The organism is Pseudomonas sp. GL-B-19, from assembly GCF_019956415.1.
Lineage (GTDB): Bacteria > Pseudomonadota > Gammaproteobacteria > Pseudomonadales > Pseudomonadaceae > Aquipseudomonas.
The window spans coordinates 13756-32981 of sequence record NZ_JAHBDK010000045.1; the positions used below are offsets into that span (position 1 = coordinate 13756).

19 protein-coding genes are annotated in these 19226 nt (G+C 56.3%); 11 read left to right on the top strand and 8 right to left on the bottom strand.

Going from position 1 to position 19226, the window contains the following annotated elements:
• Positions 1-182 precede the first annotated feature (182 nt).
• Together KGB06_RS18815 and KGB06_RS18820 are read right to left on the bottom strand one after the other, a co-directional pair.
• The gene (locus tag KGB06_RS18815) at positions 183-371 is read right to left on the bottom strand and encodes a hypothetical protein (RefSeq protein ID WP_223518450.1); all 189 of its coding nucleotides are present in this window, start codon (positions 369-371) and stop codon (positions 183-185) included.
• Positions 372-439: 68 nt separating this feature from the next.
• On the bottom strand, positions 440-1027 hold the full coding sequence (locus tag KGB06_RS18820; protein WP_223518453.1) for a TIGR00730 family Rossman fold protein: 588 nt from the start codon (positions 1025-1027) through the stop codon (positions 440-442).
• A gap of 344 nt (positions 1028-1371) precedes the next feature.
• Here KGB06_RS18820 and azu point away from each other — a divergent pair, with 344 nt between their 5' ends.
• The gene (gene azu, locus KGB06_RS18825) at positions 1372-1818 is read left to right on the top strand and encodes an azurin (RefSeq protein ID WP_223518456.1); all 447 of its coding nucleotides are present in this window, start codon (positions 1372-1374) and stop codon (positions 1816-1818) included.
• Positions 1819-1983: 165 nt separating this feature from the next.
• Here azu and nadE read toward each other — a convergent pair whose 3' ends face one another.
• The 5 genes from nadE to KGB06_RS18850 all read right to left on the bottom strand — a co-directional run bounded on the left by nadE (position 1984) and on the right by KGB06_RS18850 (position 6212).
• Positions 1984-2811 carry an ammonia-dependent NAD(+) synthetase gene (gene nadE / locus KGB06_RS18830; RefSeq protein ID WP_223518458.1) on the bottom strand — a complete coding sequence of 276 codons (828 nt, stop codon included), beginning with the start codon at positions 2809-2811 and terminating at the stop codon, positions 1984-1986.
• A gap of 4 nt (positions 2812-2815) precedes the next feature.
• Positions 2816-4042 carry a nicotinate phosphoribosyltransferase gene (gene pncB / locus KGB06_RS18835; protein ID WP_223518459.1) on the bottom strand — a complete coding sequence of 409 codons (1227 nt, stop codon included), beginning with the start codon at positions 4040-4042 and terminating at the stop codon, positions 2816-2818.
• Between the two features lie 164 nt (positions 4043-4206).
• Entirely contained in the window at positions 4207-4368 is a 162-nt protein-coding gene (locus KGB06_RS18840) for a hypothetical protein (RefSeq protein ID WP_223518460.1), read from the bottom strand.
• Between the two features lie 3 nt (positions 4369-4371).
• Positions 4372-4629 carry a hypothetical protein gene (locus tag KGB06_RS18845; RefSeq protein ID WP_223518462.1) on the bottom strand — a complete coding sequence of 86 codons (258 nt, stop codon included), beginning with the start codon at positions 4627-4629 and terminating at the stop codon, positions 4372-4374.
• 125 nt (positions 4630-4754) lie between these two features.
• On the bottom strand, positions 4755-6212 hold the full coding sequence (locus KGB06_RS18850) for an alanine/glycine:cation symporter family protein (protein ID WP_223518463.1): 1458 nt from the start codon (positions 6210-6212) through the stop codon (positions 4755-4757).
• 177 nt (positions 6213-6389) lie between these two features.
• On the opposite strand from KGB06_RS18850, the gene KGB06_RS18855 reads away from it, so the two are divergent.
• Positions 6390-7199, top strand: a complete 810-nt coding sequence (locus KGB06_RS18855; protein ID WP_223518464.1) for a helix-turn-helix domain-containing protein — start codon at positions 6390-6392, stop codon at positions 7197-7199.
• Between the two features lie 96 nt (positions 7200-7295).
• On the opposite strand, the gene KGB06_RS18860 is transcribed toward KGB06_RS18855, so the two are convergent.
• Positions 7296-8207, bottom strand: a complete 912-nt coding sequence (locus KGB06_RS18860; protein ID WP_223518468.1) for a LysR family transcriptional regulator — start codon at positions 8205-8207, stop codon at positions 7296-7298.
• Between the two features lie 174 nt (positions 8208-8381).
• Here KGB06_RS18860 and KGB06_RS18865 point away from each other — a divergent pair, with 174 nt between their 5' ends.
• The 9 genes from KGB06_RS18865 to KGB06_RS18905 all read left to right on the top strand — a co-directional run bounded on the left by KGB06_RS18865 (position 8382) and on the right by KGB06_RS18905 (position 19167).
• Positions 8382-9872, top strand: coding sequence for an aldehyde dehydrogenase family protein (locus tag KGB06_RS18865; RefSeq protein ID WP_223518472.1), 1491 nt, complete (start codon positions 8382-8384; stop codon positions 9870-9872).
• A 110-nt stretch (positions 9873-9982) separates the two neighbouring features.
• Positions 9983-11266, top strand: coding sequence for an NAD(P)/FAD-dependent oxidoreductase (locus tag KGB06_RS18870; protein ID WP_223518473.1), 1284 nt, complete (start codon positions 9983-9985; stop codon positions 11264-11266).
• 364 nt (positions 11267-11630) lie between these two features.
• Entirely contained in the window at positions 11631-12764 is a 1134-nt protein-coding gene (locus KGB06_RS18875; protein ID WP_223518474.1) for a branched-chain amino acid ABC transporter substrate-binding protein, read from the top strand.
• Positions 12765-13005: 241 nt separating this feature from the next.
• Positions 13006-13920 (top strand): ABC transporter permease subunit, encoded by a 915-nt coding sequence (locus KGB06_RS18880; protein ID WP_223518476.1) that lies wholly within the window; start codon positions 13006-13008, stop codon positions 13918-13920.
• 3 nt (positions 13921-13923) lie between these two features.
• Positions 13924-15207, top strand: a complete 1284-nt coding sequence (gene livM, locus KGB06_RS18885) for a high-affinity branched-chain amino acid ABC transporter permease LivM (RefSeq protein ID WP_223518478.1) — start codon at positions 13924-13926, stop codon at positions 15205-15207.
• Positions 15204-16079 carry an ATP-binding cassette domain-containing protein gene (locus KGB06_RS18890; RefSeq protein WP_223518479.1) on the top strand — a complete coding sequence of 292 codons (876 nt, stop codon included), beginning with the start codon at positions 15204-15206 and terminating at the stop codon, positions 16077-16079. The genes livM and KGB06_RS18890 overlap by 4 nt, the downstream gene beginning before the upstream one ends.
• The gene (locus KGB06_RS18895; protein WP_223518480.1) at positions 16076-16792 is read left to right on the top strand and encodes an ABC transporter ATP-binding protein; all 717 of its coding nucleotides are present in this window, start codon (positions 16076-16078) and stop codon (positions 16790-16792) included. Before KGB06_RS18890 ends, KGB06_RS18895 begins: the two co-directional genes overlap by 4 nt.
• A 370-nt stretch (positions 16793-17162) precedes the next feature.
• Entirely contained in the window at positions 17163-17468 is a 306-nt protein-coding gene (locus KGB06_RS18900; protein WP_223518482.1) for an HdeA/HdeB family chaperone, read from the top strand.
• A gap of 931 nt (positions 17469-18399) precedes the next feature.
• The gene (locus KGB06_RS18905) at positions 18400-19167 is read left to right on the top strand and encodes an SDR family oxidoreductase (RefSeq protein ID WP_223518484.1); all 768 of its coding nucleotides are present in this window, start codon (positions 18400-18402) and stop codon (positions 19165-19167) included.
• Positions 19168-19226 lie beyond the last annotated feature (59 nt).

The following is a 19226-nucleotide window of genomic DNA, read 5'->3' on the forward strand; positions in this document are numbered from 1 at the left end:
TCTGACAGTCACATGGAGGTTGGATGCAAAGCCGCTATCGCGAGCAGGCTCACTCCCACAGGGACTGTGTGCGTTCTTTTAGATAGGGATATTTCAGGGAGGACTGTGAGGGTCAGCAAAGTGACTGCTGACCCTGGACACAGATCCGGTGGGCCTGATCAGATCATCCGGCCCTGAGGGTCTCAGGCGTCGGGCGCCTGATCTTTCGGTGCTTCAGTTTCGTCTGTAGCCACGTCGCCTTCAGCATCCGGGTTCAGTGCTGCTGCTTCTTCTTCAGCTGTAGCTTTCTTGCGCTGAAGCTTTTCCTCTTTCTTCTGCTCCTTGGCCAAGTCTCTCTGACGTTTGGCGAAGGAATAATTAGGTTTAGCCATGGGCGATCCTCTGGGGTCGAAGGTGAGGTTGAGCGGCGCATATTCTGCCCTGTATCGGTGCCGAGCCGTTAGCTGGGTTTTTGATCGGTCCATTTTGGCAGGACCGACGGTTTCCAGGTGTCCAGTGCATCGAGCAGGGTTTGCGGTGATTCGCTCACTTGCAGCATGTCACGGTGCGGTGCGCGAACGAAGCCTTCGCCGACGATATGATCAAGAAAACCGGTCAATTTGCTGTAGAAACCGTTCACTTCCAGCAGACCGAGCGGCTTGCCGTGGTAGCCGAGCTGGCCCCAGGTCCAGACTTCGAACAATTCTTCCAGGGTACCCAGGCCGCCGGGCAGAGCGATGAACGCGTCACTGAGTTCGGCCATCCGCGCCTTGCGCGCATGCATGCCATCGACCACTTCCAGACGCGTCAGGCCGCTGTGGCCGATTTCCTTGTCTTTGAGGCTTTGCGGGATGATTCCGATCACTTCGCCGCCGGCTGCCAGAGCAGCATCGGCAACAATCCCCATCAAGCCCACGGCACCGCCGCCATAGACCAGGGTCAACTTGCGTTCGGCCAAGGCGCGCCCCAAGGCCACAGCCGCTTCACGATAAGCTGGGTGGGTGCCGGTGCTGGCGCCGCAAAATACACAAACAGACGTTAAAGACATGCCTTACTCCAGGGTCAGGATGGCCAACAGAATAAAGGCAGGTCAGCTACGCTCCAAGGGTTAAACCTCGCGCTGGGGTGTTTCACAGGTGCCGCTGGCGCCACAGGCGTAGGCGGCAAGCAAACTGCACAACAGGCTATTCATGGACATGAGAGGCGCTCCATATGAAGGATGACGGCCTGATGATAGGGCCGTGCCAGACGCCTGGCTGGTAGATTGTTTCGATAGGGGTCATAGCCCAAAAGTTGTATACAATTTTTGATTCAGGTCATAGGAACTTGCGAAGATTTCAGGCAGTCTTCTGTCCATTCGCACTTTTGTTAACCCTGCCTTGGAGATTCACCATGTTTGCCAAACTTGTTGCGGTATCCCTGCTGACACTGGCCAGCAGTCAATTGATGGCTGCCGAGTGCAAGACAACTATCGATTCCACTGATCAGATGTCCTTTAACAGCAAGGCCATTGAAATCGACAAGAGCTGCAAGACCTTCACCGTTGAGCTGACCCACTCCGGCAGCTTGCCGAAAAATGTCATGGGCCATAACTGGGTACTGAGTAAAGAGGCTGACATGCAGCCGATCGCTACCGCTGGCATGGCCGCAGGCATCGACAAAAATTACCTGCCGGAAGGTGATGCGCGTGTCATCGCTCACACCAAAGTCATCGGTGCTGGCGAAAAAGATTCGGTGACCTTTGACGTGTCGAAGCTGGCGGCGGGTGAAGCTTACGGGTTCTTCTGCTCGTTCCCGGGCCACATCGCGATGATGAAAGGCACGGTTACGCTGAAGTAATCGAATCGAGCTCATAAAAAAAGCGTCCGCTTGGGACGCTTTTTTTGTGCCCGGCATTTGACCGGGTCATCGTTCATCGCGGGCAAGCCTTGCTCCTACATGAGCAACATTGAACCGTAGGAGCATGGCTTGCCAGCGATGGCGCCCGTAAGAACGCCACTTGAATCAAGGCGCAAACGGCATCACCCGCTTGTGTTGAGTCTTTTTATACGTGTCACAAATGATCTTGAACGCTTCCTCACGCACCGCTTCGCCGTGTAGAAACGCATCAATCTCGGCATAGGTCACGCCGTGCGACGCTTCGTCCGGTTTACCCGGCGACAGGTCTTCCAGATCGGCGGTGGGGATTTTTTCTACCAGCGATTCCGGCGCACCGAAACTGCGAGCGATATCCCGAACCTGGTTTTTTACCAGTCCGCTCAACGGTGCCAGGTCGCAGGCGCCGTCACCGAACTTGGTGAAGAACCCCATCACCGCTTCCGCCGCGTGGTCAGTGCCAATCACCAGACCGTGGGCGGCGCCCGCGATGGTGTACTGAGCGACCATGCGCATCCGTGCTTTGGTGTTACCGAGCACGAAATCCACCGAGACCGCGTGCTTGCCTTCGAAGGCGGCGACTTCATTGGCCAGGGATTTGACTGCCGGGCCGATGTTCACGGTGTGGCGCTCGTCCGGGGCGATGAAATCCACCGAGGCCTGAGCGTCGTGCTCATCGAACTGAGTCTCGTATGGCAGGCGCACCGCGATGAATTTGTAACTCTTGTCACCGGTGCGTTGGCGTAATTCGCGCATGGCGCGTTGGGCCAGCAGGCCGGCGGTCAGCGAGTCGACGCCACCGCTGATGCCCAGCACCAGGGTCTTGAGCCCGGAATTGACCAGGCAATCCTGAATGAAGCTGACTCGCCGAGCGACTTCTGCCTCAAGGGCGGCTTCGTCGGCAAACGGCGGTTGAACCTTGAGCTGCTCAGCAATCTCACGCTGTACGGCTTGCATGAATTCACTCCTTGCTTGATGTGCTTGAAAGGGCGGCAGGTACTTTGAAAACGTGTCGCAAATAGGCGACGAAATTCGGGTCTTTGCAGTGAGTCTTGCCAGGCTCATCGGAAATTTTCGCGACGGGCTGGCCGTTGCAGGCTGCCATTTTAAGCACGATGCTCATGGGTTCAACACCTGGAATATCACACGTCAGGTTAGTGCCGATGCCAAAGCTGACATTGATCCGACCCCGAAGCGCGCGGAATATCTCCAGTGACTTGGGCAGTGTCAGGCTATCGGAGAATGTCAGCGTCTTACTCAACGGGTCGATGCCGAGCTTGTGATAGTGGGCGATGGCTTTTTCCGCCCATACCACCGGATCACCCGAGTCGTGGCGCAGGCCGTCGAAAAGTTTGGCGAAAAACAGATCGAAATCACCGAGGAAGGCATCCATGGTGATGCAGTCAGTCAGGGCGATCCCCAGCAGGCCGCGGTACTCGCGCACCCAGCAGTCGAGCGCGGCAATTTGACTGTCGATCAGCCGTGGCCCCAGTTGCTGGTGGGCCATGATCCATTCGTGGGCCATGGTGCCCAACGGTTTCATGTCCAGTTCTCGGGACAGGTGTACGTTGCTGGTGCCGACGAAGCGCCCGGGGAAGTCGTGCTTGAGCACGTTCACTACTTCTTCCTGCACGCGGTACGAAAAGCGACGGCGCGTGCCGAAATCGGCGACCTGCAACTCGGACAATTCGTCGCTGCTGGCGTTGGCGGTCAGCCAGTCGAACTTGCGGTAAAGCTGTTCTCGCGCCTGCTCCAGGACTATTTCCCGGTAGCGATAGCGGTTGCGCACTTCACTGACAATCGCCAGCAGCGGCACTTCGAACAGAATCACATGCAGCCACGGCCCGCGCAGGCGGATGAACAGCTCGCCGTTTTCAATGCCGGTGTGGATGTAACGCAGGTTGAAACGGAACAGCCCGAGAAAGCGCAGGAAATCCGGTTTCAGAAAACTGATGCGTTCCAGAAAACCCAGTTGATCGGCGCTCAGGCTCAACTCTGCCAGGCGCTCGATCTGGAAACGGATCTCGGCCAGGTACGGGCGTAAATCTTCACTGTTGCGGCAACGAAACTCCCATTCGACTTCGACGTTCGGGTAATTGTGCAGCACCGCCTGCATCATCGTCAGTTTGTAGAAGTCGGTGTCGAGCAGGTTCTGCACGATGCGATCGCCAAACACGCTCTCGCTCATAAAGGGGTTCTCCGGGCTGGCCGCGGCCCTTGGCGGCGACGTTGCAGCTGTTTCAATGATTGGGGCTAGTGGCGCATAACAGGGGTGGGGATTACCAGTTCTTTTTGTGTTCATGACGGATTAATCACTTGTGACCAACCTCTAAAACAAGCACCAGTGGTTTGTCAGTTATCGGGTGCTGCCTTAATCGCTGCCTGGATGACGAGCGCCAGGCTATCCCAACTGCTTATATAGGCATCAAGGTAGGGGTGACGAGGAACAAGGCCTGTTTCAATTGCCTTGATCATTGCTGCCTTGATCATTTCATGGGTCACTGATCCGGCCATGATTTACAGTCCTTTAAATGTTATTTGGTCCAGCGCGTCGACACCGTCCTGTAACAATAAATAGGCTGGAAGTATCAGCCGGAAAAAGTCAGCGTCATTAGTATGCTTAAGGGTTACGGACGTCAGTGTCTCTAAAAGGCTGGTGGCAGCGCGTATTCTGAAACAAGCATCTTCAAATAACAGATGAGGTGCAGCATGCGTGTCTATATAGAAAGTTGGATTGTTTGATGCGTTGGCTTTAAGCGGTTGATAGCGATTCACAGACGAACTCCTTGAGCGCGCTTGGGTTTGGAAGGCGCGAGTACTTTTTACTGATGATGGTGCGAAGGCATTGCTTAAGGGCTGAACCATCGCAGATGCGCAATGGTTCAGAGTTCATTCGGAATTTACGCGACCTGTACTTTAGCTGGGCGGCGATCCGCACATACAGGACTCATTGGTGGAAGAGGAGCTGTCACCGCAGGCCAGGCCCTCAAGTCGAGATCCAGATCACTGAATTTGCTTGAGTCAAAAATGGGCGTTTTGTTGCCATCGCGACGTTGTTCGTCGTAGTCGCCCAGAATTCGCATGCAGACTTTGAATAGCAATGTCATCGCTATCAGGTTGACTAGGGCCAGCAGTGTCATGGTGATGTCGGCAAACGCAAGCACCGTTGAGAGGTCTTCAACCGAACCCCAAAAGACCAGCGTCAATACTAATGCGCGGTACGCAATTAATGATTTACGAGGGGCAGCAATGATAAACCGTAAGCTGTTCTCTCCCAGGTAGTAGTTGTAGAGCATTGCCGTGAACACAAACAGTGCAAGTACCACGCTGATAAACATCCGGCCCCAATCACCTACCACCGCAGCCAGCGAGTTTTGTGCCAACGCAATGCCGTCGCCTTCGAAACCGGGGGCATAAAAACCGGAAAGCAAAATGATCAGCGCAGTACACGTGCAAATAACGATGGTATCGATGAAGACACTGAACGCCTGCACCACGCCTTGTGCCACCGGATGGGCAATCTTTGCCGTGGATGCGACGTTAGGCGCACTGCCTAGTCCTGCTTCATTGGAGAACACACCGCGCCTCACCCCCATAATGATTGCGCTGCCGACGAGCCCGCCAAACGCCTGATCCAGTCCGAAAGCGCTTTTGACAATACTGATCAGCACGCCGGGGACCTGGTCAATTTGCAACACGATGACGTAAAGCGTCACGCCGATGTAGGCGATAACTTTAAGGGGAACCAATAGATCGGCTACAGCCGCGATTCGCTTTATACCGCCCACGAACACGATGCCCAGCCACAACGACAGCGTGAATCCGGACCATGTCGTCGATAAACCAAAGGCATTGTTGAGAGAGTGCGATACGGCATGAGACTCAAGGCCATTGATGGCAAACCCGAAGGTCACCAACAGCAGGAGCGCAGCAATCGTACCGAGCCAGCGTTTGCCCAGGCCATGCTGGATGTACCAGGATGGGCCCCCTCGATATTGACCGTTTGCATCGCAACGCTTGTAGAGTTGGCCCAGTGAGCATTCGAAAAAGCTGCTCGACATCCCCAACAGAGCGGTCATCCACATCCAGAACACTGCACCGGGTCCGCCCATGCTCAAGGCAATGCCGACGCCCACGATATTGCCGGTTCCGACCCGTCCGGCCAGGCTGAGCGTCAATGCCTGCAATGAACTCAAGTGGTTATTGCCGGTGTGCGAACTGCCACGTAAAACAGAAATCATGTGTACGAAGTATCGAAACTGTACAAATCGCGAGCGGATGGTGAAGTAGGTTCCAAGTCCAAGAACCAAAGGTATCAAAACCTTTCCAGAGAGAAAGTCATTGATGACGTCAAGCATTCAAAGCTCCTTGCTGTTTTAAGAGTGCTGGCGAATCGAGGGTGTACAAGATCCTGAAATCCTTCAGGTCCCGTAATATCAAGTCATCTATCAATTTGCGCAATTTCGCAAGTTGCTTAAATGTGATGCGAGTTGCTGCTATGGTTGTGCCTCCTGACGCTGTTGTGATGGGTTGATATGCACAATTTTCTACCTGCTAACCTAAGACTGTTATGCAGTCACTACCGATCGGTCTCTGAGGTCTGTAGGAAACTTCGGATTAATCGTGGCCAATTTAATAAATACCTATGTGGAAGTAGCGTCCCCACGGCTTTTAACCTAAAGAGGATTTGTGATTTTTTTGGAGTGGAAGAATTAGAAATATTTTTGCCGACAGATCAATTCGTCATTCTTATTGGTGTTAAAACGAGACGAATTAGTCCTGCCAACGAGATGACGGCACCGCAGCGGATGCTTGATCACCTTCGTCAACAGTCTTCGTCGCAGCTCAGAGCTCACACGGGCTACTACTACGAGTACTACCATGCAATGACAGAGCCAGGTTCCATTCTGTGTTCCCTGGTGCATATACACGAGGAGGGGGAGCATTTCGTATACGAACGAAATGAACGCCTGCAGATAGCTGGGACGGATGGGGAATTTGAGCGGTATCGATATGTGGGGGTTGCCTACTACCTACAGGATCGCTTGTTTCTCATCGATTACGAATCGCTGACGTCCAACGAGATTAGCCAAACCATTCTTATCCCGAGCTTCAAAAGCTGCATTACTCGACTTAATGGCTTGAAAATGGGCGTTTCCGCTGCGGACTATCGTACTCCTGCCTGTTCGAGGGTTGTTTGGGAGTATCTCGGGCCGGAGATCAATCGAATAAATGCATATCGCAGGTTGCGACTGTACAACATCGATGATCCCGCCATTGATGATGATCTGCGCGGGCGCCTCGCTCAAACCAAAGTCGTTGATGGCCTCTTTGTTATTGCGTGACGCCATGAAGAGCCTGATAAACCGTGTTGCCGGTTTTGGGGCTGCTGCGCAGCCGAGCGGGAGCAGGCTCCCTCGCCACAGGGACTGAGCGCGCTCCTAAATTTGTGACATGTCCGGGCTATCAATCTGCTCCAGCATCCACTTCACAAAATCGCGTACTTTGGGCACTTCCGCCGAATGCTCGGGATACGCCAGGTAATAAGCATCCGTGCTGGGCATCGCGTGTTTCCACGGTATGACCAGTTTGCCGTCAGCCAATTCCTCTTCCACCAGAAACTTCGGCAACAGGGCTACACCGCAGCCAACCTGAGCGGCGCGGATGCACATGTAGAAGGTTTCAAAGCGCGGGCCGTGGTAGCTGTGTTCGGTGTGGTAGCCCTGACTGTCGAACCAGTCGTGCCAGGCCTGGGGGCGGGAGGCGTTTTGCAGCAGGACAAGGTCGGTGAGTTGCGTAGGGTCGGTGAATGGCTTGTCCGGCAGGCTGCCCGGTGCGCAGACCGGCACCAGCTCTTCGCTGAACAGCTTCAGGCATTCGGTGCCGGGCCGTGAACCCTGGCCGAAGTAGAACGCCAGATCGCTGCGACCTTGCAGTAAATCGTCGGCTTCCTGCTCGCTGCACAGGTCCAGATGGATCGACGGATGGCGTAGGCGCCAGCCTTTCAGGCGGGGCACCAGCCAGCGCGCGCCGAAAGTCGGCGGGGTCGAGACGCGCAAGACTTCAGTCTCGCCGCCGTAGGAACGCAGGTAATGGGTCGACATTTCGACCTGGGTGAGGATTTTTCGTACTTCTACCAGGTACAAATCACCGGCCGGGGTCATTTGCAGGCGTCGGCGCACGCGGCGGAACAACAAGTGCTGCAACAATTCTTCAAGTTGCGCGACCTGTTTACTGACGGCGCTCTGGGTCAGGTTCAGCTCTTCGGCGGCCCGGGTGAAGCTCAAATGCCGGGTCACGGCCTCGAAGCACTGCAGTGCTGTGATCGACGGCAGGTAGCGTTTATTCAGCATGGGTTGTCCTTTTTCTTGTTTCTTACTTACCAGCAATTCGCAGCATGAATAAACGGAATGATATCTCTCTTAAAGGTCGTTTGTTGGGTAACCTCCGGGGAGCTAAAACTACAGGTCTGATCAGCCGTGATATTACGGCTGCACGTTTTCTGTTTTTTGCTTGAGGAGTGACCCATGGTTGCCGCATTGCTTGATCGTCTTGGTGTGAACCCGGCCCTGTACCAGAACGGCAAAGTGCCGGTGCATTCGCCAATCGATGGCAGCCAGATCGCTGCCGTAAATTGGGAAGGTGCTGCTGAAGTCGAGCAGCACATCAGTCGTGCCGATCATGCGTTCGAACTGTGGCGCAAGGTCCCGGCGCCGCGTCGTGGCGAACTGGTGCGCCAACTGGGCGACATCCTGCGTGAATACAAGGCCGACCTCGGCGAACTGGTGTCCTGGGAAGCCGGCAAGATTACTCAGGAAGGCCTGGGCGAAGTTCAGGAAATGATCGACATCTGCGATTTCGCCGTCGGCTTGTCCCGTCAATTGTACGGCTTGACCATCGCTTCCGAGCGTCCTGGCCACCACATGCGCGAAACCTGGCACCCGCTGGGTGTCGTCGGCGTCATCAGTGCGTTCAACTTCCCGGTCGCGGTCTGGGCCTGGAACACCACACTGGCGCTGGTGTGCGGTAACCCGGTGATCTGGAAGCCGTCCGAGAAAACTCCACTGACCGCGTTGGCCTGCCAGGCGCTGTTCGACCGCGTACTGAAAAATTTCAGCGATGCCCCGCCACACCTGAGCCAAGTGATCATCGGCGGCCGCGACGCCGGCGAAGCACTGGTCGATGACCCCCGTGTCGCGCTGATCAGCGCCACCGGCAGCACCCGCATGGGTCGCGAAGTGGCGCCGAAAATCGCCGCGCGATTTGCTCGCAGCATTCTGGAACTGGGCGGCAACAACGCCATGATCCTCGGCCCAAGCGCCGATCTGGACATGGCCGTTCGCGCCATCCTGTTCAGCGCCGTAGGCACCGCCGGTCAGCGTTGCACCACGCTGCGTCGTCTGATCGCGCATGAGTCGGTGAAGGACGAGATCGTTACCCGCCTGAAAGCCGCCTATTCCAAAGTGCGCATCGGCCATCCGCTGGAAGGCAATCTGATCGGCCCGCTGATCGATAAACACAGCTTCGAAAACATGCAGGACGCGCTGAAGCAGGCCTTGAGCGAAGGCGGCCGAGTGTTCGGCGGCAAGCGCCAACTGGAAGACAAATTCCCTAATGCTTACTACGTCGCGCCGGCCATTGTTGAAATGCCGGAGCAGAGCGACGTGGTGTGCCACGAAACCTTCGCACCGATTCTGTACGTGATCGGTTACAAGGATTTCGACGAAGCCCTGCGCCTGAACAACGCCGTGCCACAAGGCCTGTCGTCCTGCATCTTCACCACCGATGTGCGTGAAGCCGAGCAATTCATGTCGGCGGTAGGCAGCGACTGCGGCATCGCCAACGTCAACATCGGCCCGAGCGGCGCAGAAATCGGTGGCGCGTTTGGTGGCGAGAAAGAAACCGGCGGTGGTCGTGAATCGGGCTCCGATGCGTGGCGCGGGTACATGCGTCGCCAGACCAACACCGTGAACTACTCGCTGGAGCTGCCGTTGGCTCAGGGCATCACATTCGACTGATGGTCCCCTTCGCTGGCAACCCAGCTCCTACAGGGCATTGCAAACTTCTGTAGGAGCTGGCTTGCCAGCGAAGCTCTTGTTGTTTGTTAGGTTTCTGTTGGAGTCTGGCAATGCCGTTACGCGAAGAGTGTCTGTGGGAAAAACTGACGCCGCAAAGGCCCGACAACGCGGCGCTCAAGGGTGAAGTGACAGTCGATGTCTGCGTCATCGGCGCCGGTTTCACCGGTTTGTCGGCGGCGGTGCATCTGCTGGAGCAGGGCAAAAGTGTTTGTGTACTGGAGGCTCATCGCGCCGGCCATGGTGGTTCGGGGCGCAATGTCGGCCTGGTCAACGCCGGCATGTGGATACCACCGGACGACATCGAAGCCGGATTCGGCGAAGCGGTGGGCAGCCAACTCAATCGCATGCTCGGCGCGGCACCGTCCCTGGTGTTCAGCCTTGTGGACAAGTACAACATCGATTGCCAGTTACGCCGTGAAGGCACGCTGCACATGGCGCACAACGCCCGTGGCGAAGCGGATTTGCGCAGTCGTGAAGAACAATGGAAACGTCGCGGAGCGCCGGTCGAGCTACTGACCGGGCAAGCCTGCGAGCAGGCGACGGGCACTAAAAAAATCGCCGCCGCCTTGCTCGATAGACGTGCCGGCACCCTCAATCCAATGGCCTATACCACCGGGCTGGCCAACGCGGCCATCGGCCTGGGCGGCCAACTGTTCGATCATTCTCCGGTCTCCCGGCTCGAACGTCAGGGTCAACGCTGGTCGGTGCAAACCGCTCAGGGTTCGGTCATGGCCGAGAAAGTCGTGATCGCCTCCAACGCTTACACCGAAGGCGACTGGACGGAACTGCGGCGCAACTTCTTCCCCGGTTACTACTATCAAGTCGCTTCGGTGCCGCTGACCGAAGACGCCGCGCAACAGATTCTTCCCGGTGGCCAGGGTTCCTGGGACACCCGCCAGGTGCTCAGCAGCATTCGACGCGACAAGGACGGGCGTCTGTTGCTCGGCAGTCTCGGTAATGGCAACCAGAAGCCGGCCTGGTTCCTGAAAGCTTGGGCCGATCGCGTTCAGCAGCATTATTTTCCCTACCTTAAACCGGTGGAATGGGAATGCACCTGGACCGGTCGCATCGCCTTCACACCTGACCATTTGATGCGTCTGTTCGAGCCCGCGCCCGGTTTAGTGGCCGTTACCGGTTACAACGGTCGTGGTGTGACGACGGGTACGGTAGTCGGCAAAGCCTTTGCCGATTATTTGTGTAACGGAAATCCTCAAGCGCTGCCGATTCCGTTCGCACCGATGCAGCCCCTGGCGGGAGTAGGGTTGCGCAGTTGTCTTTATGAGGCTGGATTCTCGCTGTATCACGCAGGCCAGTGCTTGCGGATCGTTATTTGATTGTTGAATTTTGTTGCTGGAAGCGGCGTTTTTCGGCGCAGCGTCTAGCCTGTCATGGTGCGGGTTGTAGCAGTCCCGCACCAGCAGTGTGCACTTCGGTGACGAACGGTGTTACAGGCTGGTTGCACGTCGTTTGACGCCGCGGTTGCAATGATGGCGCATGCGGGTTGCGCCTTTAAAAATAAAAGGTTTTACCTTCCGCGGTTTAGACGGTTGCACGCCCAATGAAAATGGGATCGAAACAGTCGAAAAAACAATAAGGCAGCGACTTTTTTCAGAATAAAAAACCGATGGCACGGCCCTTGCTCTGAGCATTCAGAGAAATCGCAGTGCCAACTAAAAAAAAACCTTGGAGCACCACCTCATGTCCCAGACGTTTTACAAGAAAGGCTTTCTGGCCCTCGCAGTGGCAGCTGCGTTGGGTGTTTCTGCGTTTGCACAGGCTGATGTGAAAATCGGTGTGGCGGGTCCGATGACAGGTGCCAACGCGGCATTTGGCGAGCAGTACATGAAGGGTGCACAGGCTGCAGCCGACGCGGTCAACGCGTCGGGCGGCGTAAACGGGGAAAAAATCGTACTGGTCAAGGGCGATGACGCCTGCGAACCGAAACAGGCTGTGACGGTCGCCAAGGACCTGACCAACCAGAAAGTCGCTGGCGTGGTCGGTCACTTCTGCTCCTCGTCGACCATCCCCGCCTCCGAGATCTACGACGAAGCAGGCATTATCGCAATCACCCCGGGTTCCACCAACCCGGCCGTTACCGAGCGCGGCCTGAGCGCCATGTTCCGTATGTGCGGGCGTGACGATCAACAAGGCATCGTGGCCGGCGACTACATCGTCGACGTGCTCAAGGGCAAGAAGGTTGTCGTGCTGCACGACAAGGATACCTACGGCCAAGGCCTGGCAGATGCCACCAAGGCTCAACTGGTCAAGCGCGGCGTAACACCAGTGCTGTATGAAGGCCTGACCCGTGGCGAAAAAGACTTCAGTACTATCGTGACCAAAATCCGCGGCGCTGGCGCCGATGTCGTCTACTTCGGTGGCCTGCACCCGGAAGCCGGTCCTCTGGTTCGTCAACTGCGTGAACAAGGTCTGAAAGACGTCAAATTCATGTCCGATGACGGCATCGTGACCGACGAATTGGTGACCACCGCTGGCGGTCCGCAATTCGTCGACGGCGTGTTGATGACTTTCGGCGCCGACCCTCGCCTGTTGCCAGACAGCAAGGCAGTGGTAGACGCATTCCGCAAGGCCGGTACCGAGCCTGAAGGCTACACCCTGTACGCCTACGCTTCGGTCCAGGCCCTGGCTGCAGCCTTCAATGGCGCCAAGTCCAACAAGGGCGAAGAAGCGGCTGCATGGCTGAAGAAAAACCCGGTCAAAACCGTCATGGGCGAGAAGACCTGGGACGGCAAGGGCGACCTGAAAGTCTCCGACTACGTGGTTTACCAGTGGGACAAGGACGGCAAATACCACCAGCTGGAAAAACAGAAGTAAGGGCTGACTCGATCGGCTGACCCCACTGATCCCTTGTGGGAGCGGGCTTGCCCGCGAAGGCGCCAGTTCGGCCGACATCAATGTTGGCTGATACACCGCCTTCGCTGGCAAGCCAGCTCTTACAGGGGGGGGCGGTGGTGGCTTGTCTGATCGTGTCTGATCGCTCCGACGTACATCTGTATTTTTCTAGAAGAACCGCACACCCACAGGTGTGCAGGTTCTCATTGCGTGAGATTGCGTTATGGATGGTATTTTCCTGCAGCAACTGGTCAACGGCCTGACCCTCGGGTCGGTCTATGGCCTGATCGCCATCGGCTACACAATGGTCTATGGCATCATCGGCATGATCAACTTCGCCCACGGCGAGGTTTACATGATTTCTGCTTACCTGGCGGCAATCAGTCTGGCTCTGCTGGCTTACTTCGGTATCGAATCCTTCCCGCTGCTGATGCTCGGCACACTGATCTTCACCATCGTCGTCACGGCGGTGTATGGCTGGGTCATCGAGCGTGTCGCCTACAAACCCCTGCGTAACTCCACCCGACTGGCTCCGCTGATCAGTGCCATCGGTATTTCGCTGATCCTGCAAAACTATGCACAGATCGCCCAAGGCGCGAAGCAACAGGGTGTTCCCACCTTGCTGACGGGTGCCTGGCGCGTCGAATTCGGTACGGGTTTTGTGCAGTTGACCTACACCAAGGTCTTCATTCTGGTTGCAGCGTTTGCCGGGATGGCCCTGCTGACCTACATCATCAAGTACACCAAGCTCGGCCGTATGTGCCGCGCCACCCAGCAAGACCGCAAGATGGCTTCGATACTGGGGATCAACACCGATCGGGTGATTTCCTACGTGTTCATCATCGGCGCAGCGATGGCGGCCCTGGCCGGCGTGCTGATCACCATGAACTACGGCACATTCGACTTCTATGCCGGCTTCATCATCGGTATCAAGGCGTTCACCGCTGCTGTACTCGGCGGGATCGGTTCGCTACCGGGTGCCATGCTCGGCGGGATCATTCTCGGGATTTCCGAGTCGCTGTTTTCCGGTCTGGTCAACTCTGACTACAAAGACGTTTTCAGCTTCTCGTTGCTGGTTCTCGTACTGGTCTTTCGGCCTCAAGGCCTGCTCGGCCGTCCTCTTGTGTCGAAGGTGTAAGCGATGTCTTCAACCACTAAAAAAACCATTGATATCAAAAAAAGTCTGGTTGATGCGATTCTTGCCGGCCTCATTGCCCTGATCGTGTTCGGGCCGATAGTCGGTGTCGTACTCGATGGCTACGGTTTCAACCTGGAAACGACCCGGGTGGCCTGGATTGTCGCTATCGTCATGACCGGTCGTTTTGCCCTGAGCCTGTTCCTGCAAACCTCCAGGGGCCTGAAAATCCTCGAAGGATTTGAAACCACCGGCTCCGGGGTTCATGTACTGCCGCCCGATTATAAATCCCGTTTGCGCTGGATCATCCCGCTGATGATCGTCATTGCCGTGGTGTTTCCGTTTTTCTCCAACTCCTACCTGTTGGGCGTGGTCATCCTTGGGTTGATCTATGTACTGCTGGGTTTGGGGCTGAACATCGTGGTCGGCTTGGCCGGCCTGCTCGACCTGGGTTACGTGGCGTTTTACGCCATCGGTGCCTATGGCCTGGCGCTCGGTTACCAGTACCTCGGCCTGGGCTTCTGGACGGTGTTGCCGCTGGCGGCAATAACCGCTGGGCTTGCCGGCTGCATCCTCGGTTTCCCGGTGTTGCGTCTGCACGGTGACTACCTGGCGATCGTGACCCTGGGTTTCGGTGAAATCATCCGCTTGATCCTCACCAACTGGCTGTCGTTTACCGGTGGTCCGAACGGCATGGCGGCCCCGCTGCCAACGTTTTTCGGTCTGGAATTCGGCAAACGGGCGAAAGACGGTGGTGTACCGTTCCACGAGTTCTTCGGCATCGCCTACAACCCGGACGTGAAGTACTACTTCATTTATGCGGTGTTGTTCCTGGTTGTGCTGGCCGTGTTGTACATCAAGCACCGCTTGACCCGTATGCCCGTAGGCCGTGCCTGGGAAGCCTTGCGTGAAGACGAAATCGCCTGCCGCTCCATGGGCCTGAACCACGTGCTGGTGAAGCTCTCGGCGTTCACCATCGGTGCATCGACGGCCGGTCTGGCTGGCGTGTTCTTTGCCACCTACCAGGGCTTCGTCAACCCGACTTCGTTTACCTTCTTCGAATCGGCCCTGATCCTCGCCATCGTGGTACTCGGCGGCATGGGCTCGACCATCGGCGTGGTGATTGCAGCCTTCGTGCTGACCGTCGCCCCGGAACTGCTGCGTGGCTTCGCGGAATACCGCGTGCTGCTGTTCGGCATCCTGATGGTATTGATGATGATCTGGCGACCGCGCGGCCTGATTCGGATCAGCCGTACCGGTGTGACCCCGCGTAAAGGAGTAGCGCCATGAGCGAAGTCGTACTCTCGGTCGAGAAGCTGATGATGCACTTCGGCGGCATCAAGGCGTTGAACGATGTCAGCCTGAAAGTCCACCGCAATTCGATCTTCGCCCTGATCGGCCCCAACGGCGCCGGTAAAACCACCGTGTTCAACTGCCTGACCGGGTTCTATAAAGCCTCGGGCGGCAAGATCGAACTCAACATCCGTGGGCAACAGACCAACGTCATCAAATTGCTGGGCGAACCGTTCAAACCGACCGATTTCGTTTCGCCGAAATCCTTCGCCAGTCGGCTGTTCTACAAGGCATTCGGCGGCACCCACCTGGTGAACCGTGCCGGCCTGGCGCGGACCTTCCAGAACATTCGCCTGTTCAAGGAAATGTCGGTGCTGGAAAACCTGCTGGTGGCCCAGCATATGTGGGTCAACCGCAGCATGCTGGCGGGCATCCTCAATACCAAGGGCTACCGCAAGGCTGAAAGCGATGCGCTGGACCACGCCTTCTACTGGCTGGAAGTGGTGGACCTGGTGGATTGCGCCAACCGCCTGGCCGGTGAACTGTCCTACGGCCAACAGCGCCGTCTGGAAATTGCCCGGGCCATGTGCACCCGTCCGCAGATCATCTGCCTCGACGAACCGGCCGCCGGCCTCAACCCTCAGGAAACCGAAGCGCTGAGCGCGATGATCCGGCTGCTGCGTGACGAGCACGATCTGACCGTGGTGCTGATCGAACACGACATGGGCATGGTAATGAGTATTTCCGACCACATCGTGGTGCTGGACCACGGCATCGTCATTGCCGAGGGCGGCCCCGAGGCGATCCGCCACGACCCGAAAGTGATTGCGGCCTATCTGGGCGCCGATGAAGAGGAAGTGGTGTTATGAGTCAACCGATCCTCGAACTCAAGGAACTGGACGTGTTTTACGGGCCGATCCAGGCCCTGAAGAAAGTCTCGTTGCACATCAATGAAGGTGAAACGGTCAGCCTGATCGGCTCCAACGGCGCCGGCAAGTCGACCTTGCTGATGTCGATCTTCGGCCAGCCGCGCGCAGCTGACGGGCAGATCATCTATCAGGGTGTGGACATTACGCACAAGTCATCGCACTACATCGCGTCCAACGGCATTGCGCAATCGCCGGAAGGCCGGCGAGTGTTCCCCGACATGACCGTCGAGGAAAACCTGCTGATGGGCACCATCCCTATTGGTGACAAGTACGCCAAGGAAGACATGCAACGCATGTTCGAGTTGTTCCCGCGACTTGAAGAGCGGCGCAACCAGCGGGCGATGACCATGTCTGGCGGCGAACAGCAAATGCTCGCCATCGCGCGCGCGCTGATGAGCCGGCCCAAGCTGTTGTTGCTTGACGAGCCAAGCCTGGGGTTAGCGCCGATTGTGGTGAAACAGATCTTCGCGACACTGCGGGAGTTGGCCAAGACCGGCATGACGATCTTCCTGGTGGAGCAGAATGCCAACCACGCCCTCAGGTTGTCGGACCGGGCGTACGTGATGGTCAACGGCGAGATACGCCTCACGGGCACCGGCAAGGAGCTGTTGGTGAACGAAGAGGTGCGTAACGCTTATCTCGGCGGTCATTGAGTCTGCGTTGTTATGCACAAGCCCCGGCGCGCAATCGCCGGGGCTTTTTTGTGTTGGAAAGAGAAGTGTTGGTTGAATTTTAAGTGTTCAGGCGCGGGCCCGCGCAAATCTGATATTAAACGGTGAAACTATAAGTTGGCTCTAAGCTAGTGCAGAAAAATCAATCTTGATTACAAGCGCTATTTGGTTGTTTTTTGCGCTATTGTCATGTGCTAAAAATAGACATTGACATCGTGTGAAAGCGTCTATACTCATCCGGCGTGTCGCTTGTAATGCCGCTAAAATTAAGTTCTTGTTTTTAGCGCAAATCAATACACGATATTGCCTCTTATATGCAGAGGTATAATCAAAGTCTGTGGAGATGCTTAAAATGACTCATAAAGCCTTTTGCAAAATGGCCCTGGCTAGCTTGATTCTCTCATCTGTCAGCGGTGTTTATGCCGCGTCGACTAGTACCGATGATATGACGTGTAAGGAGTTCCTTGTAACGCCCCCTCCAGCTCAGGCCCCAGTCTTGCTTTGGGTTTCAGTCGACGAGAATATTAATTCAAATGGGGGTTCTTTCACTAAAGAAAAAGTTAAAGCAGAGGTTCTTCCAGAGTTTGTAAAACTTTGCCAGAAGAACCCCGAGAAAAAAGTATCTGGTTTCTCAGAGGAACTGAAGAAGTTGTTCTGAATAATGTAATCACGAACTAGTGGCGCTTGTCGGTATTTTAATGCCGGCGAGCGTTTTGCCGTTTTGTGAGTCCGATTAGTTTGACCGGCAGAGTTGGTTGAACCATTTCCCTGGTCTGATTCTCAAGAACCGATTGCTGGCCGGCGAATATCTCCCACAAGGTGTGCACACCGTCCCGGGTGTAAGTAGGACGGCGGATGTCATGATCGATTCCCAATTCATCCCCATTCCTTGCGGGAGCCGGCTCACTCCCACAGGGCGAGTCGTGTGCTTTCTTGAAATTGTGGAAAACAATATTCACAAGCTCTCAAAGCGCGACATAAAGCCGCTGTAAATTGTTGTTTTGTCACTGTTTTGACTTGTCCCCGTTTGCTGTGGAACTGGCTGTGAATAACGTGGGAGTAGCTGGCTGTACGCCTTTAAATACGTGGCTTGCAGCGGCGTGGTTGTTTTTTGATCAGTCGTTTTTGCGAGGCTGGAGGACGGCGTTGTCAACCTTTTTATTGGCGATTAAAGCAGGGTGAAACGGGCAGTAGCGGCCTGTGGATAAGTCTGTGGTTAAACTCTGGAAAGACTCGGCTAAGGGCCGTCGTTACTGGCTTGGCGCCATCGCTGGTTTGCGGGGTCAATCGTGCAAAATGCCCTGGGCTACACAGTGAGCCTGCGAGGGTCAAGCGAAAAACTTTCTAAACTCCCCGCAAAGCCTTGTACACAGCGGCCTCCAGCATTTCCACTTGCCCCCGGAAACTGTGGACCGACCTGTGGATAACGTGCGTGTACATGGCTGCAAGCCACGGGGCGTATGGTGCTAACAGCGTTGGTTGTTTTTTGCACAGCTTTGCGGTGGTTGCCGCTGTGAGCAAGGCCGGGCATGCTGCCAGCTGACTTTCAATTCCAAGGGCTGCCCGTCAGCCGAAGCAAGGAGAACACGATGTCCAACACCCTGTTTATTACCGGCGCGACCTCCGGTTTTGGTGAAGCCTGTGCCCGCCGTTTTGCCGAGGCTGGCTGGAAACTGGTGCTGACAGGCCGTCGTGAAGAGCGCCTTACTGCCCTGTGCGCCGAGTTGTCGAAGCAGACCGAGGTGCATGGCCTGGTGCTCGACGTGCGTGATCGCAAAGCCATGGAGGAAGCGATTGCCAACCTGCCACCGTCCTTCTCGAAGCTGCGCGGGCTGATCAACAACGCCGGCCTGGCACTCGGCGTGGATCCTGCGCCGAAGTGCGATCTCGACGATTGGGACACCATGGTCGACACCAACATCAAAGGCTTGATGTACAGCACCCGTTTGTTGCTGCCGCGCCTGATTGCCCATGGCCGTGGCGCCGGCATCGTTAACCTCGGTTCTATCGCCGGCAACTATCCGTATCCGGGCAGCCACGTGTATGGCGCGAGCAAGGCATTCGTTAAACAGTTTTCGCTGAACTTGCGCTGCGACCTGCAAGGCACTGGCGTGCGTGTCAGCAACATCGAGCCGGGCCTGTGTGAGAGCGAGTTCTCGCTGGTGCGTTTCGCCGGTGACCAGGAGCGTTACAACGCGACATACGCGGGGGCCGAGCCGATTCAGCCGCAAGACATCGCCGAGACCATTTTCTGGGTGCTTAACGCGCCGGCGCACATCAACATCAACAGCCTGGAGTTGATGCCGGTGAGTCAGACCTGGGCTGGTTTCTCAATCGAGCGTAATGCCAAGGCTTAAGACCGCGTAACGGCCATCGCGGGCAAGTCGAATCGTCGCACCGCCGGCTCCCACAGGTA